This is a genomic window from Rahnella variigena (assembly GCF_003610915.1).
Classification (GTDB): Bacteria; Pseudomonadota; Gammaproteobacteria; order Enterobacterales; family Enterobacteriaceae; genus Rahnella; species Rahnella variigena.
Map to the genome: position 1 here is coordinate 1,779,414 of NZ_NSDJ01000001.1, position 16,144 is coordinate 1,795,557.

15 protein-coding genes are annotated in these 16,144 nt (G+C 50.5%); 5 read left to right on the forward strand and 10 right to left on the reverse strand.

Annotated features, from left to right (window positions below; all coding sequences use genetic code 11):
* The first annotated feature begins 150 nt into the window (after positions 1-150).
* On the forward strand, positions 151-1,032 hold the full coding sequence (locus CKQ54_RS08135) for a PhzF family phenazine biosynthesis protein (RefSeq protein ID WP_120160924.1): 882 nt from the start codon (positions 151-153) through the stop codon (positions 1,030-1,032).
* A gap of 40 nt (positions 1,033-1,072) precedes the next feature.
* On the opposite strand, the gene CKQ54_RS08140 is transcribed toward CKQ54_RS08135, so the two are convergent.
* On the reverse strand, positions 1,073-1,627 hold the full coding sequence (locus CKQ54_RS08140; protein ID WP_120160923.1) for a helix-turn-helix domain-containing protein: 555 nt from the start codon (positions 1,625-1,627) through the stop codon (positions 1,073-1,075).
* A gap of 83 nt (positions 1,628-1,710) precedes the next feature.
* Between CKQ54_RS08140 and CKQ54_RS08145 the strand changes: the two genes are divergently transcribed.
* The 3 genes from CKQ54_RS08145 to CKQ54_RS08155 all read left to right on the forward strand — a co-directional run bounded on the left by CKQ54_RS08145 (position 1,711) and on the right by CKQ54_RS08155 (position 4,023).
* The gene (locus tag CKQ54_RS08145) at positions 1,711-2,235 is read left to right on the forward strand and encodes a GNAT family N-acetyltransferase (RefSeq protein ID WP_244220187.1); all 525 of its coding nucleotides are present in this window, start codon (positions 1,711-1,713) and stop codon (positions 2,233-2,235) included.
* A 97-nt stretch (positions 2,236-2,332) separates the two neighbouring features.
* The gene (ada, locus tag CKQ54_RS08150) at positions 2,333-3,430 is read left to right on the forward strand and encodes a bifunctional DNA-binding transcriptional regulator/O6-methylguanine-DNA methyltransferase Ada (protein WP_120161149.1); all 1,098 of its coding nucleotides are present in this window, start codon (positions 2,333-2,335) and stop codon (positions 3,428-3,430) included.
* Between the two features lie 53 nt (positions 3,431-3,483).
* Positions 3,484-4,023 (forward strand): GNAT family N-acetyltransferase, encoded by a 540-nt coding sequence (locus CKQ54_RS08155; protein WP_120160921.1) that lies wholly within the window; start codon positions 3,484-3,486, stop codon positions 4,021-4,023.
* Positions 4,024-4,082: 59 nt separating this feature from the next.
* On the opposite strand, the gene CKQ54_RS08160 is transcribed toward CKQ54_RS08155, so the two are convergent.
* The 7 genes from CKQ54_RS08160 to gatZ all read right to left on the reverse strand — a co-directional run bounded on the left by CKQ54_RS08160 (position 4,083) and on the right by gatZ (position 10,358).
* Positions 4,083-4,784 (reverse strand): GNAT family N-acetyltransferase, encoded by a 702-nt coding sequence (locus tag CKQ54_RS08160; protein WP_120160919.1) that lies wholly within the window; start codon positions 4,782-4,784, stop codon positions 4,083-4,085.
* A gap of 120 nt (positions 4,785-4,904) precedes the next feature.
* Positions 4,905-5,759, reverse strand: coding sequence for a tagatose bisphosphate family class II aldolase (locus tag CKQ54_RS08165; protein WP_120160917.1), 855 nt, complete (start codon positions 5,757-5,759; stop codon positions 4,905-4,907).
* 4 nt (positions 5,760-5,763) lie between these two features.
* On the reverse strand, positions 5,764-6,813 hold the full coding sequence (gene gatD, locus CKQ54_RS08170; protein ID WP_120160916.1) for a galactitol-1-phosphate 5-dehydrogenase: 1,050 nt from the start codon (positions 6,811-6,813) through the stop codon (positions 5,764-5,766).
* 44 nt (positions 6,814-6,857) lie between these two features.
* Positions 6,858-8,225 carry a PTS galactitol transporter subunit IIC gene (locus CKQ54_RS08175; protein WP_120160914.1) on the reverse strand — a complete coding sequence of 456 codons (1,368 nt, stop codon included), beginning with the start codon at positions 8,223-8,225 and terminating at the stop codon, positions 6,858-6,860.
* 3 nt (positions 8,226-8,228) lie between these two features.
* The gene (gatB, locus tag CKQ54_RS08180) at positions 8,229-8,513 is read right to left on the reverse strand and encodes a PTS galactitol transporter subunit IIB (protein ID WP_120160912.1); all 285 of its coding nucleotides are present in this window, start codon (positions 8,511-8,513) and stop codon (positions 8,229-8,231) included.
* A gap of 80 nt (positions 8,514-8,593) precedes the next feature.
* Positions 8,594-9,070: a PTS galactitol transporter subunit IIA gene (gene gatA / locus CKQ54_RS08185; RefSeq protein ID WP_120160910.1), complete on the reverse strand. Its 477-nt coding sequence runs from the start codon at positions 9,068-9,070 to the stop codon at positions 8,594-8,596.
* Positions 9,063-10,358: a tagatose-bisphosphate aldolase subunit GatZ gene (gene gatZ / locus CKQ54_RS08190; protein WP_120160908.1), complete on the reverse strand. Its 1,296-nt coding sequence runs from the start codon at positions 10,356-10,358 to the stop codon at positions 9,063-9,065. The genes gatA and gatZ overlap by 8 nt, the downstream gene beginning before the upstream one ends.
* A gap of 279 nt (positions 10,359-10,637) precedes the next feature.
* Here gatZ and CKQ54_RS08195 point away from each other — a divergent pair, with 279 nt between their 5' ends.
* Positions 10,638-11,420 carry a DeoR/GlpR family DNA-binding transcription regulator gene (locus CKQ54_RS08195; RefSeq protein WP_120160906.1) on the forward strand — a complete coding sequence of 261 codons (783 nt, stop codon included), beginning with the start codon at positions 10,638-10,640 and terminating at the stop codon, positions 11,418-11,420.
* 193 nt (positions 11,421-11,613) lie between these two features.
* Here the strand turns inward: CKQ54_RS08195 and CKQ54_RS08200 are convergent, their stop codons facing one another.
* Positions 11,614-12,393, reverse strand: coding sequence for an ABC transporter substrate-binding protein (locus tag CKQ54_RS08200; protein WP_120160904.1), 780 nt, complete (start codon positions 12,391-12,393; stop codon positions 11,614-11,616).
* Between the two features lie 352 nt (positions 12,394-12,745).
* Positions 12,746-15,643 carry a glycosyl hydrolase family 18 protein gene (locus tag CKQ54_RS08205; RefSeq protein WP_120160902.1) on the reverse strand — a complete coding sequence of 966 codons (2,898 nt, stop codon included), beginning with the start codon at positions 15,641-15,643 and terminating at the stop codon, positions 12,746-12,748.
* Positions 15,644-16,144 lie beyond the last annotated feature (501 nt).

A 16,144-nucleotide genomic window follows, 5' to 3' on the forward strand; every position in this document is an offset into this window, starting at 1 on the left:
TTCTGTTCCTTGTGTTTTTAGGATATTTTGGAAGCTCTGTTAAGCATAGGTCAGCCGCCCGCGACTGACATGGTTCTCGATAACTTATCGAAATATTCCTAAACTCAGTGACTTCGCCGTTCCTTACTCAATGATTAAAAAGGATTTGCTATGACCCGCCTGCGCCGTTTTAAACAAGTTGATGTGTTCACCGCCCAGCCGCTGAAAGGCAACGCCCTGGCCGTGATACTCGACGCCGAAGGACTGACAGACGCCGAGATGTTTGCAATGGCCCGCTGGACGAATCTTGCGGAAACGGCGTTTGTGCTCAAACCCGCTTCACCACAAGCCGATTATCGCGTACGGATTTTCACTACCGACAAAGAACTGCCGTTCGCCGGACACCCGACGCTTGGAACAGCTTACGCGCTGTTGCAAAGCGGGTTGCAGCCGAAAAATCCGGGATATCTTGTCCAGGAATGTGGCGTCGGGCTGGTGCAGGTGAAACAGCTGGCAGAAGGCGGGCAAGCATTTTCCGCGCCGCCAGCGAAACAGAGTCCGCTTGATGCTCAGCATCTGGAGTTGCTGGCGAAGGCATTACGCGGGGGAAAGATTCAGGCAGAAGTTACGCCGGTCAACGTCGATATGGGGATCATCTGGCTGGTGGTGCGGATGGAAAGCGCGCAAGAATGTCTGAATATCACCGCTGACGCTGCAGCTGTCAGCCAGTTGCAAACGCAACTGGGCATTAACGGTATCGCGGTTTACGGTTTGCACGATAAAAACGGTTCTGCGGATTACGAAGTGCGCGCGATTATTGATGAGGACGGCGTGCTGAAAGAAGATCCGGTTACCGGCAGCGCCAATGCCTGTCTGGCGCGGGTGCTGAAAGCCGCGAATTTCCCCGACGGAGAACATATGGCACAAACTTATCGCGTGCGGCAGGGGACTAAACTCCAGCGCGATGGCCGCGTAACCGTGACGTTTGTCGATGGCGAACCCTGGATCGGCGGCGATACATGTACGCTGATCGACGGCACGTTAGATCTCTGATTAGCCTGACCGCGCACTGGCGCAGCTGAAAGCGTGGAAACTATTTGTCGCTCATGACCAGCAAATACCGGCACGGCTCAGTGCCGGGATTACTGAAGGTGATCGGCAAATCCACACCAAACGTCAGCGCATCCCCTGCGAATAACGCATACTTTTCCGCGCCATAATCGACAGTCAGCGACCCTTCCACCAGCCACAGACGCTGTTTATACGCCTGATGACTCCAGCCCGGATAACTGACGCGCGCGCCGGCTGGCAGCGTGATTTCTACCAGTTCCGGTCCGCCGTTTTCCTCATGCGCCGTCACCTGACGCCGCAGATAACCGATATCCGGATCCTGCCACACTTCCTGCTGTGCAAGCGGACGTAATGGCGCGGGTTGTTCGTTATCTTCTGACAGCAACTGCGCCAGCGAAACACCCAGACTGGCGGCCAGGCGGCCTAAAAGGCTGGCGCTTGGACTGCTGTCCTGCCGCTCAATTTTGGAGATCATCGCTTTACTGACACCTGAACTGCTGGCCAGTTGTTCCAGGCTCAAACCCTGTGTTTTACGCAAAGACTGCAAACGTGTGGCGATCAGTTGGTCGATTGACATGGGATCCGTTCCGTTGTTTACTTTTGTAGAATTAATTCTACTATAGTGGAATTGAACGTCCAACGGAAGTCACCGGGGAAGAAATGATGAAAATGATCACCTGCACCGAACGCCAGCACGCTGTCGCTATTCTGGATATTTTTAATGATGCGATCCTGACGTCCACCGCGTTGTATGACTATAAACCACGTCATATCGACAGCATGACATCCTGGTTTGCCACTAAACTGACCCATAACTTTCCGGTGATCGGGCTGGAAGACGCGCAGGGCGCACTGCTGGGTTTTGCCAGTTACGGCACGTTCCGCGCCTGGCCTGCGTATAAATATTCGGTCGAACATTCTATTTATATTCATAAAGATCACCGTGGCAAAGGGCTGGGTAAAATCCTGCTTAATGCATTGGTGGATGCCGCACGTGAACGTGGCGTACATACGCTGATTGGCGCGATTGACGCGGCCAACAGCGGCAGTATTGCCCTGCACGAAAAAAACGGATTCAGTCATACCGGGACCATTAAACAGGCGGCATTTAAATTTGACCGCTGGCTGGATCTGGCCTTTTATCAGATGATCCTCGACACGCCGTTAAAGCCGGTGGCAGGCTAAAAGTCCGGCATTGAATAAGAAAGCAAGCGCCGGAGGGTAAAAGGGATAATGGCGGCTTATGCTGGCGGTCATCCAGTCGGGAAACGTGAGGCAGAAAATGTCAGGTAAAACACAAGTCATCAACAATACGGTAGCGGAAAACCTCCCCTCTGCGCAGGTGAAGGATCCGCGCTGGCAGGCGGTCGTCAGCTGTGATGTGAACGCGGATGGCAAATTTGTATACGCGGTAAAAACCACCGGTATTTACTGCGCGCCTTCATGCCCGTCACGGCAACCGAATCCGGAAAATATTCTCTATTTTGATGATGCCGAAGCCGCAGAACAGGCAGGTTTTCGCCCGTGCAAACGCTGCCGTCAGGGACTGATTTCACTGGCGCAGTTTCACGCTCAGCGGGTAGCTCAGGCCTGCCGCTTGCTGGAGGGAGTTGCCGGGACGCTTACGCTTAATCAGCTGGCCGCCGAAGTAGGTATCAGTGCTTATCACTTTCATCGCCTGTTTAAGGCGCAAACCGGCGTGACGCCAAAAGAGTATCAGCAGGCGCAGCGCGCCCGGCGCGTACGTGAAAAGCTGGCTGATTCTGCAACGATAACCGAAGCGATCCACGCGGCCGGATATCCTTCCGATGGCCGGTTTTACGAAACGTCCGCAGCCACGCTGGGCATGACGCCGCAAAATTTCCGCTCCGGTGGCCGCGATGTGCGCGTCTGGTTTGCCATCGGCAAATCTTCACTGGGCGATATTCTGGTTGCCGAAAGTCAGCGGGGGATCTGCGCCATTTTACTGGGCGACGATCCTGAAAAGTTGATCAATGAGCTGCAAAACAGTTTTCCACAAGCGGAATTGCTGGGCGGCGATGCGGATTTCGAACAGCGAATTGCTATGGTTGTTGGCTTTGTCGAAGCGCCTCAGATTGGGCTGGATTTGCCGCTGGATATTCGCGGAACAGCTTTCCAGCAGCGCGTCTGGCAGGCATTACGTGATATCCCACCGGGAAATACCGCCAGTTATGCCGAAATTGCCGCTAAAATCGGTTCGCCTAAATCAGTCCGCGCTGTGGCCGGGGCCTGCGCCGCAAACCTGCTGGCAGTCGCCATTCCCTGTCATCGGGTGGTTAAAACGGGCGGTAATATTTCCGGTTACCGCTGGGGCGTGGAACGAAAACGCAGTTTGCTGGCGCGGGAAGAGAAAGGCTGACTATACTCAGCTGACGTTATGATTTTCCAAACATTTTGACGAAGAGGGATGCCGTGCCAGCCTGCACTATACGGATTGCTGAACCGAAAGATATTGATTCACTGGCTGAATTACACGTTGCCATCTGGCGTGATACTTATCGCGAACTGGCACCGCCGGAAGCCTTTAACGCGCTTGATGTTCCGCGTCGTAAATCCTTCTGGCAGGATAAATTTGCGCATCCTGCTACCGGTCAGGGCATTTTTATCGCGGAAGTTGAAGGCAAATTAGCCGGATTCAGTCTGGCTTCGGCTTCTTCAAACCCTGAATTTGGCGAGATGGCCGAAATCAAATTCCTGTATGTTTCACCTGCATTTAAGCGTCAGGGGATTGGCAAATTACTGATTGCCAAAGCCGCAACACATCTGGCGGGTGAGGGTTTTAAAAGTGCAGGGCTGGGAGTTGTAGAAGGCAACGATCCTGCAATTGGGTTCTACCGTGCGCTGGGGGGGCTGGAATCCGGGCGCTATACCGATGCCGGTCCGCTGTGGCGTTCGCCTAATATTATCTACGCGTGGCCTGATGTTACGGTATTGTCTGCGCTGAACTCCTGAGGGGTTTTTTTTGAAGGAACCGTTCTGCCTGCGTCAGTAAACAACGCAGGCAATGCCTGTCAGCGCAGCTCTTCCAGACGTTGCTTCTGCTGACCTTCCGCATTGAAATTATCTGCACTTAACCAGCGATCAAACGCTGCCTTTGAGGCCGGCCATTCGTGGTCAAGAACCGAATACCAGCAGGTATCACGGTTGTGGCCTTTATTGATGATGGCTTGACGGAACATACCTTCATACTCAAACCCGAAGCGTTTTGCGGCCAGTTTTGACGGCTCATTCAGGCTGTGGCATTTCCATTCGCAGCGGCGATATTTCAGGGTATCGAACAGATAACGTTGCAGCAGGTAAATGGCTTCAGTGCCAAAACGTGTGCGTTTCATAAGCGGTGACCAGTTCACCCAGCCAATTTCGGCAACGCCATTCACGGCATCGATACGCATCAGAGAAACGCTGCCCACGGCGCGCTGTGTTTCGTTATCCACCACCGCGAAAAACAGCGGATCTTCGCTTTTTTCCTGCCGGGAAATAAACACGTCGCAATCTGCCTGCGTTGCAGGGCGGTCGACGGCGAGATAGGTCCAGTCCCGATTGTCATCAATGCTGTGCCAGGCGTTAAATAAATCCTCACTATGGCGTTCGCAGGACAGAGGCTCAAGATGACACCAGAGGCCATCAAGCTGAACATGCGCGGGGCGCTCGCGAGGCTGCCAGTCGGGCAGGGCGTCACCGATGGGTTGGCCAAAATGGTTCAGGGTGGTCATAGCAGTTTCCATTTTACTATTAATGAACTTCCATAAAATCAGAATGGAATGACAGCTGCAACCTGCACTTTACAAAAATCCGGAAAGCGGGCGCGGGCCCGCTTCGTTAATACAGGCGTGTCATAATCGCCCGGCACTGCCACAAATCCTGATTTTTTCTTCCACGACTTTTTGCATCGCGAGCTTTCCCGGCACGATGTATTTTCGCGGATCGTTAGCGTCCGGATGTTCTGCAAAATACGCTTTCACAGCATCCGCAAAGGCAATTTTCAGCTCGGTCGCGACATTCACTTTGCAGATCCCCAGACCGATTGCCCGGTGGATCATCTCCTCCGGAATCCCCGATGCACCGTGCAGAACCAGCGGAATATCAACCTGCTGGCGGATTTGTCCAAGACGGGTGAAATCCAGTTTGGGTTCTCCCTGATACAAGCCGTGAGCAGAACCAATGGCGACGGCCAGCGAATCAATTCGCGTCGCTTCAACAAAGTGTTTCGCCACTATCGGATCAGTAAAGTAGCTGTCGCCTTCTTCAACCACCAGGTCGTCTTCCTGACCGCCCAGGCGGCCTAATTCCGCTTCGACACTGGCATCAAAGCCATGACAAAGCCTGACAGCTTCGCTCACCTGTTTAATGTTGTCTGCCAGCGGGAAGTGAGAGGCGTCGATCATGACGGAGCGGATCCCCGCACGGACTTTGCTTTCTATATCTCCCTGATCCTCATGATGATCCAGGTGCAGTGCCAGTGGGATGCGGTATCTTCGCGCCGCCTCGTGGCATATCGAGATCAGGTAATCTGTTCCGGCATAACTGAATGTGCCTGGTGTTCCTGCAAGGATCACCGGAGAACTCATGGCTGCCGCGGTTTCGGCTACCACCTGCACAGTCTCCAGATTGTGGACGTTGAACGCAGGCACTGCATAACCGTCTCGCTGCGCGGCAAGCAGCATTTCCCTGTTTGAAATCAGATACATTGTTTCAGCTCCCTGTCATATCCAGTAAAATTTTCCCTGTCATCGGCTTTCCTGCGAGTGCCGTCACTTCCCTGACAAAGTCTTCCGGTGCTCCAATGCTCGCGATCAGCGCGTCCAGATTTATCCTTTTCTCAGCAAAAAGTTGTGTCGCTTGCTGCCATTCGCTGCCCGGCCAGGGGGCGGAATAATTCATCCAGCTGCCCAGTAACGTCAGTTCTTTGCGCAGGATATGGCTGAAGGTAGAAACGTTAAGGGTTAGATCCTTATGTAACGTCCCGACCAGCGCCACCTGAGCTTTAGGGCCGGCAATATCGAGGGAAAGCGCAACAGTTTGCGGTGTGCCTGCTGTTTCTATGATCAACTGATTAAAGCGTCGTTCTTGTGTTTTCTGCCGAATGTCGTCTGCGCTCAGCGTTGCGCTGTTAAAGGCATGGCTGGCACCGGTTTCCAGCGCAAGAGCCAGACGCTGAGGATTGATATCAACAGCCGTCACCGATTTTGCTCCCAGTGCGCTGGCGGCCTGAATGATGAGTTGTCCGATGGTGCCTGCGCCAATCACAATGACCTCTTTGTCCTGACAGCCACCGGCCAGTTTGAGGGCATGAAGACCTACCGTAATGGGCTCGAGGAAAGCGCCCTGCAAAAGGGAGGCATTCTCTGGCAATTTGAACAAGTTTTTGCGGGAAACCACCGCATATTCAGCGTGTCCTCCCTCGCGGCGGGAGCCAATAAAGTCATAGTGTTTGCACTGCGAATAAGCGGCTTTCTTGCACTCTTCACATTCAAAGCACGGGAGTAAAGGAACGCAGGCCACGGCATCACCTTCCTGTAGGTCGTGAATATCCTCCCCGATACTGACGACATGACCGCTGAATTCATGGCCGAGGGTAATGGGATAATAATGCGAGCTGTTTGCGAAGATACGCGGGATATCTGACCCGCAAAGACCTGAGTAGGCGATGCGAACCAGTACATCACCGGAGCTTTTGAGTTCCGGAACCGGGCGATCTTCAACTGTCATCTTCCCGCCGGTGTGTACCACAACAGATTTCATAGTCGGTTTCCTTGAGCGGGGGGATCCCCCCCGCTGAGATGAAGTTAAGAATTAGCCTGTGCAATCACTGCTTGTTTTTCTGCCTGCGTAAACTGGCGGGCACGACGCCATGTCAGGAAGACCCCGATGGCATAGACGACGCCGATCACGCTCAGTCCTGCGATATTCTTCAGTGTGCAGAGCTGAATGAGCAGATAGGTGACAGGTGAGCCGCCCTGATCCATAGACGCCACCCTTCCGCCTGCGGTAAGTGCGCCAGCATTGGCAGCCAGTTGTGTATGCAAATCAATAGTCTGAGTGGCAATCCACAACGTGATGCCCATGATTATGCAACCGGAGATAAGCGTGCGGAACAAGTTGCCCTGATGCACGGCTACGGCGATGGCAACGAAGAAACCGATAGTGGCGAGATCCCCGAACGGCAGGACCTGATTGCCAGGTACCAGTACGGCAATCAGTATGGTCAGCGGAATAAAGATCAGGCTGGCAGATACCACTGCGGTGTGGCCGAGCAGCAGCGCGGGATCCAGACCAATCAGGAATTCCTGTCCACCAAAGCGGGCTTGCAAACGGGTACGGGCATGGCGGGCAATGGGGGTTAAGCCGTCCATGATCGGTTTGATCACTCGTGGCATCAGGAGCATCACTGCCGCTGTTTTCACCGCCAGTTGCAGCACGCCCTTAGCGTCATAACCGGCGAGGAAACCAATAATCAGCCCCATCACAAAACCGACAGTCACCGGTTCACCAAACGGGCCGAAACGCTTTTGCACATCGTCAGCGCTGAAGTGAATTTTGTTCAGCCCCGGGATTTTCTCGATAACTGTATCAACCAGCACAGCGATCGGGCCGAGATAGGCCGAAGAACCATGCGGGATCGCAATGCCTTCAAGATTGAAGAAATCCCGGGTATCTTTCGCAAACCAGTCACCCAGTTTGTAGATAAACGCCGCATGGACAACGACACCCATAATCCCCAGCCAGTAAGAGCCGGTGGCGAGATGCAGCATGGCGCCAGTGAATGTCATGTGCCAGATGTTCCAGATATCCACATTGACGACACGCGTCATACGGGTCAGCAACATCACAATATTCACACCGATGGCAATCGGAATGGCAACCAGTGCAATTTGTGAAGCCCAGGTCATTGGGGCTGAACCTGGCCAGCCAATATCAACCACCTGCAGGTTGATTTCGAAGTGCTCTGCCATGGCTTTTGCCGCGGGCCCGATGGAATCGAGCATCAGGCCGATGACTAATCCGATCCCGACAAAACCTATGCCAATATGAATTGCTGATTTAAACGAATCCCCCAGTTTCATCCCCAGTATCAGAGAGAAAACGATGATGACGCCGGGCAACATGACTGTTGGCCCGAGGTCCAGGATGTAGCGCATTATTTCAGTAAACATGGCTTACTCCTGTAACAGGGTCAGTATTTGCTGGCGCAACGTATCCATGCCTACGCCTGAGATAAACGGCATCCCGTGAACGACCGGAATGCTGCCGAATGTGCGGTCGACTTTGGCGGTGGTACAAATCAGATGAGCACCGTCCATGTAGGTTTCGATCTCCGTTACGCGACACTGCACGAGATCCAGTTGTATGCCATGTGCTTCACACAGTTCTTTGATTTCTTCTGCTGCCAGCGTAGAGGTGGCAACAGCTCCGCCACAGGCGACTATAATTTTTCGCTTCACGGTAAAACTCCTCAATAGGTTGTTTTTAATATTATTTTTTTAGGTAAGACGTCGGGTCAGTGCTGAGAATGCGCTCAGGATCACGCTGCGGATCGCTTCTCCGGTGATGAGATAAAAATGCGACTTTTAAACAGCGCGGAAAGCTGCTCTTCAGGTACCGTCAGCAAGCTTTCGCAAAAAACGGGATCTTGTAACTGGCTGAATAACTGGCGTAGTAACTTCAGCTGTTCTGCCGGATGAGTGACTATCAGGGCAATAATCAGTGAGGCCGGAATAGTTCCGTCGTCATCTGCCTGAAAAAATTCCACTGCGGTATCCGGTCTGATGAGATAAATCGCCGGACTGCGGGCATGTGTCGCTTCACAGTGGGGAATGGCGACTGCATGGTGTTCCAGTTGGATCCCTGTTGGAAATTCAGCTTCGCGGTTTACCAGGGCTTGCGGATACGTCGTTTCCACTATGCCTTCCTGCACCATACGTTCACCGATGTGGGTTAGCGCCTCGTGATGATCCGCAAAACTGATGCCGGTTTTGACGAAAACCTCGCAATTATGCATGGCAGGCTCCTTCCTGAAGGGGGTGCGCAGGTGTGCAGCCGAAATGGTAAGCGCGTAAAACATCCTGGATTTTATCGATGATAAGTTCGTGCGGATTGCTGGCGAGTTCGCCTTTCATCACCCTTTCAAACTGAGCGGGGAGGTACTGACTCAGTAAGCCCAGAGGGATTGCCACTGATTGCAGGTTGGCGAATAAGACTTCCATCGCCCGGTTAATACGGGTGTGAGGCCAGTAATAGCGAATGCGATCGGACAGGCTGAAATGCAGGTCGATGAGCGAAAGGCTGAATGTCGAATGGTAATATTTTTTCCAGTAACCGGGCTCATCCAGCATAACGCTATCAATAACCGTCAGGATCTGGCTGCGGGACTCGGGCGCAATCAGTACCTGTTCAATGTTTGCCAGCGCGAAAACGGCTTCCCGTAAGGCAAAAGTCAAAGCAGGCCCCACTTTCAGGATGGCGAAGTGATCGTTCACCAGGTTGCGATAGGAATCACGGGTCTGGTAATCGGTAGAATGTGCCTCGTAAATCAGTGGGGTAGTCGCAATATACGCGGACAGATCCCGGGCGAGGTCGGGCTGGTAGTGGATTACACGGCTATGATCGAATTCCACGCCGGGCTGGACCACGACGGCGATAATCCTGTTTATTGCATCATTCAGCCCAAGTTCACCAAATGCCTGATGGTGCATATCAAGTGTGGCCCTGGCATCTGCGGCTTTAGTGACATGAACTTGCTCGATGGAGGAAGACTCACCGCCGGGCACAGGAACTTCTGTACCAATGACATAGGTCAGCAGCTTTTTCTGCTGTGGAGTGGCTACGCTCTCTGCGACCTGACATAAACGCGCAGCGCGTTGAGCCACAACGAGGGGAGCCAGAGGGACAGGATCATCTGCGCATGACATAGACGCATCCAGATGAATTTTGCTGAACCCTGCTTCGACATAGCGGGCAATCAGCACCTCGGCTTTTGCCATCGCACTTTCAGCGCTTTCGTTCTGCCAGCAGTTTGGTCCCAGATGATCCCCACCTAAAATCAAACGATGCATCGGGAATCCTATATTTTCGGCGATCGCGAGAACGAAATCTCGAAAATCCATCGGCAGCATCCCGGTGTATCCGCCAAATTGATTGACCTGGTTTGAGGTCGCTTCGATTAGCACTTTGCGGTCTGTATGCAGGTCTTCGCGTAACGCCGCTTCAATCACCAGAGGATGTGCAGAGCACACTGAGCAAATCCCAATTCTTTCGCTTGTCTTGTGTTTAGCAATAATGTCTTTCATTTTATGCCTCCGTTTGTTTCCGAAGAGGATCGTACCTTTGCGAAAGGCAAACAATAGCGTTTTCCGCATTATGTGATGGTGATCGAAATGTTTCGTAAGTTTATTGCATTCGTTTTCTTTCGTTTTAGGGCGTGTATCGGGAAAAGAGAAGGTAAAGTCTGAGAATGCAGCACAGGCACATCCGGAGTTGCTGTGATTCACAGCGCAGGGAATTTTTACTCCTCATTGAGGTGCCTTTTGTTTACACTGTGAGGAATATGACCTTTCGGATTACCCATAATGAATACTTATGAACGTCGCCATAAAATCATTGAGTTAGTGAATGAAAATGGCAGTGTTTTAGTGGCCGATCTTTCGAGTGCTTTCGAAGTTTCAGAAGTGACCATTCGTTCGGATTTGAGTTTGCTGGAACAAAAAGGCGCACTGAGCCGTTTTCATGGTGGTGCGGCAAGATGGACTGCGAAGGACGCTTCCGGTCACGAAAAACAGCCGGGAGAATTGGTACTGGAAGAACGCTACCTTCAGGCCAGTGACCCCAAAAAACGTATCGCACAGGCGGCGGCTGGCATGGTTAAGCCTGGCGATACCGTAATCCTCGACAGTGGTAGCACAACGATGTTACTGGCCGAGGAGTTAGTAAAATCAGGGGACATCACGGTTATCACCAATAATCTTCCTGCTGCCTTTGTTTTGTCTGAAAATCCAGACATTACACTGGTGGTTTGCGGCGGAACGTTGCGGCATAAAACCCGCTCCTTACATGGCAATATCACGGAATATGCGTTGCAGGGCATCGTCGCTAACCTGATGTTTGTCGGGGCTGACGGCCTTGATGCGGCGACCGGGATTACCACCTTTAATGAAGGCTACAGCATCAGCGGAATTATGGCCGAGGCCGCTCAGCATGTGGTCGTCGTCACTGATTCCACCAAATTTGGACGACGCGGATATAACCTGGTGCTGCCTATGGAAAAAATTGACACTATCATCACTGACGCGGGTATCAGCAATAATGTGTTGCAGGCGCTTCAGCAGACGTCGACAGAGATTATTGTTGTTTAATCTTTATTCGCTTTCTGACTTCAACCTGTGCTGACTTTATGGTTGCTGATGACTAAAAGATACTGGCACAACTGAGGTTTGCGCAGACGCGTGGGAAAATTTTTAGATGTTTCAGTAACGGCTATTGATAAGTGGAAGCGGTATTCAAAAAAGAAGGCCGCAGAGCAAGGTCCCTGCGGCGACGGGAAAGCAATCAGGATTTTTTGTTATAAACTTCAAAGGTGAAGTATTTCTTTTCCAGCGTCTGATATGTGCCTTTTTTGTGGATTTCTGCCAGTGCATTATTGATCAGTGTGAGATGCGCCTGGTCATCCTTGCGCAGGCCGATTGCCGTGCCTTCACCTAAGTAGCGGGTATCCGTCAATGGCTCACCGGCAAAAGCATAACCCGCGCCTTCAGGCGTTTTTAGAAAGCCCGTTTCTGCTGCTGCGGCATTAGTCAGGGTGACATCAATGCGTCCTGATGCCAGATCCTGATTAACAAAATCCTGATTCTGATAGGAAATCACATCGACACCTTTCTTCTGCCATTCACCCTGCGCGTAGGCTTCCTGCGTGGTGCCCTGAGCCACACCGACCGTTTTTCCTTTCAGTGAATCCGCTGTGGGTTGCAAACCGCTGCCTTTCTTCGCGATCAGCACACTGGGTACGTGGTAAAGCATGTCTGAGAAATTGACCTGCGTTTTACGTTTTGGTGTCATGGACATTGCAGAAAGCACGGCATCAAACTTTTTAGCATTCAGCGCCGGAATAATGCCGTCATAGGCGGTTTCGACCCATTCACACTTTACTTGTGCCTGCGCGCAAATGGCGTTGCCTAAGTCAATATCAAAACCGACCAGCTGGCCATCGGGTGCTTTAGATTCAAAAGGTGGGAAAGAGGGATCGACGCCAAAGCGCAACGTAGTTTCTGCCTGTGCCAGGCCACTGGTTGCCGATAAAGTCGCGATGATCAGCAAGTTGATTTTATTCACAAGTGTTCTCCGGTGATACTCAACAACAAACCCCCGCCTGGCTTTGGCGAGGGTAAAACAGGGTTCTCTGTTTTGAATATGACGACCGTGCCCGTTGTGGTCAAGCGGCAAACTTATGTTCAAAACGGGCAGTGGCGGGATATAGGGATGATTGGCTTTTGGGTAGAACAAGTAAGGTTTTTTTGAGGTATATAGCAGGGTAAGTTCTATTTTTTATATTAAAAACAACAGGATGAATTTTCCGGAGTCTGAAGCTAACCGGCAAAAAAATCGCCTTTTCCCACAGGGATAAAGGCGATTTAAGCTTTACCTTTGACTTAATATGACATTGTCAAAGGCTGTTCATTGAAGATTACTTAGTTTTATCGATGGAGAATTTTATTGAAAGGGCTTTGTTATCAAATGACAATTTTTTAAGATCGGGGATCTGTTCGCCTGACTTCACATCAATATAAGACCCACGATAGTCACGTTCAGAATATATGCGGGCGTTATAACCCTCAGCAACCTTTATTGAGGACATCTTACTACCGAAATTAGGCATATATTCCCAATATTCATAACCCCCATCGAGCAATGGAGTATCACCCATAATGTTTATCGATTGGCCATTATAATAACCGTCATAAGCAATCGCTTTAACGACCTGAACAGATGATGCTGCTTTGTTCATGTCGATGCCTGACTGGGTCATATCATAGAGAGGTTTAGATTTAAAATATATATATGAGTAACTACTTCCTTTGAAATGACAGTCTGTGAATAAATATATCCCCAACGAACTTTTTGGCACCGTTAAGGACGATACTGCATCATTGGCGTCAGTACCATTTTTCATCTTCACAGTGTCTAAGCAATCGATGTCCCCGGTAATATCCAGGCTATCACCAGTAGCATTACCGTTCTGGAACAGTGTGGCTTTAAGACCGTGCACCTGTTCTGGCTCTGGCTCTGGTTCTGGTTCTGGCTGCGGTTGTGGATCAAAACTGGTGACGACGATTTTAGCGACAGTCGCCGGGTTAGGTGAAATACGCTCAATGACAACGGTTTCACCGAGAGAGATATCTCTCTCATCCGACTTAACGTGGGAAACAGAGCTATCTTCAGTCACAGTGCTGTATGCACATTTGCCGTTATCGCAGTTGAAAATGGAGTTCCCTTTTTTCTTATCATCATTAATGACTTTAGCGACATAAGAGGAACCGTCCGCACTGTGAAGTATCGCTTTATCAAAATCAACGAACACATACGGCACGTTATTGACTTTTGACACGCTAATAGAGCTCACGGTGCCATCAGACATGACCGGGTTATTACCGTCAAGCATATCCTGTGTGACCGTTAATTCACCGAGAACCGCTTTATTCGGATAATCACGTGTCACAGTGATAACTGAACCCACTTTCAGACGACTTGTGGCATCAAAGGAGGAACTTAATGAAACCTCTTTGCCAAAGCGGCCCACAGTGTTGTTAACAGATTTGGAACCGTCGCTGTTGAAGAGATAATTCCCGTCGACAGACGCAGTAAATCCGTAGCCACTCTTCAGCTTGTTTGCATCAAGGTTAACAATAACTTTTGTTTGACCATTGAGCAGGCTAACCAGAATACCCTTCAGATCGTCCTTATCAATAATCGGATCGACGTCTGGTTGTACCGGCACGTCGGAATCATCCGGCAGAGCCGTGTTTTTCACTTCTTTAACGATATTACCCAGTTCGTGTTCCGGGGTATCACCGCTGATATCCCAAAGAATTGCGCCACCAAAGCCTTGAGCGTTGATATAGTCAACTTTTTCCTTAATAGACTGAGGATCGTCATAGGTCAGGAATTCTTGCTTGGTTTTGCTGTAGAGATACGGTACGTGTGACTCTGAGTCCCAGTAGCGGGTGTATTCGCCAGTGTTCAGTTTTTGTTTCAACACATACCAAGGGTTGGTACCTGTTAACTGATCTGCATCATCCCATGCGCCTTTGACCGATGCTGCACCGGTGTTGAACATGCCCGGTAAACCAGCAATGATTTCCGTACCCGGGACATGACCCCAGCCACGACCGTAGTAAGGGATCCCCATCATCAGCTTAGCTTTTGGTACCTGCCAGGTGTCGGCGTAAGCAGTCATGGTGTCGGCCACGTTCAGGTCTTTATCTTCATCATGGCTGTTTTCAAACAGTGGCGCGTTATGACCGGTTAATGGATCAAAAGCACCGTGGATGTCATACGCCATCACGTTTACGCTATCCAGCAACGGCGCGGTCACAGCTGGGTTGATGTACTGAATGTTGTTGTGGTTGGTAGTGACTGCTGCAGAAAGCTGATAGTACTTATCGTCTTTCAGGCCCTGTGCATCCAGCTTGCTACGCAGAGACTGGATAAGTTTGGTGAACTGGGCTTTTTCAGCTTCGGTATCCGGGTATTCCCAGTCAATGTCGAGGCCGTCGAAATTCCACTGCGCCATATAGCTGACCATGCTGTTGGCCAGTTTCTCAAGACCTGCATCCGTGGCGGTTGCGTTTTCGAAGACACCTTCCTGAGAGTTATTCCAGCCACCGACAGAAATCATATGCGCCACGTTGGCCGCTTCTGTGCGTTTATCCAGATCTTTGATCAGGCCCGGAGCTTTGTCGGTGTCATGCATGGTCACTACACCGTCTTTGACCACCGCAAAACCGTAGTTCAGGTGGGTCAGGCCAGAGTAGTCAACTTTATCCGGGGTAAAGAAGTTATGTGCTTCATACACACCCCATTCCGGGAAGTAGCCAATCACTTTACGTTGCGCGGCCACGTTGGCCTTTTCACGGTTCTGTAGATCGATTGCGTTCTGGCCGGTATACGGCGTGAACTGGAAGGTGGCGTAAGGTTTGATATTGATTGCATCGCCGGATTTCCAAACCGGATCGGTGCCCGGGCTGATACCCTGATCAACCCACCATTGTGCAGTCCAGTAGTATCCCAGGAAGCGAACAGTATCACCGCCTTTATAGGTGCGGTTCGGATCGTAGTCTTCAGAAATAATAGCCAGTTCTTGTTTCGGCGCGACTTCTGCTAAAACAGTACCTGGGAAGTTGTTTTGCGATGCGTCGGTATACGCAGTCCAGGTGTGACCACCATCTTTGGTGATCATCATCGAGTAATCGAGGCCTGAGAAGGTGTTCGTCTCATCGTTTCCCGCCACAGTGGCAGCTGACGAAATTATTGGGAATCCAATAGCAGAAAACAGAATTGCTGCAGTTAATTTATTTAAGCGCATAAATAGCTTCCAAATTTGTCCATAAACTCGTTTATTAACGAGGGATGCAAAAATCACAAGGCTTTATATCATTTACATTGTCTGCATAGTATTTAATTATATATTAAGAACAAATAAATCAAACTTACCCATATGTATTTAAACAATAAAGATATTTCCATCATTTAAATAAATGTTTTTGATGTCAATTATAATTAAATGTAATTATTGGTGATTGGGACAGGAACTAAGCTCACTATGAGCCTCTACCAATGCCAACCACTGACTCCCAAAAGGCCTTGGTCTTGGAAACGTTGGGTCAACACGGGGAAATTATTGGGTTCATCCGGTCATAAATTGTGGACCTGGAATGACTGTTTACGCTCGAGACAGCGGGTAGGGGTAAAAACTTTGCATTAGATGATGTCATAGCTTGTTCTCCTGAATCATATTGGTTTGGATGCAGGAGGATTAGAGATGTGGTCGTTTTAGTGAGTATTTTTGTCTTCTCGGTTTTATATT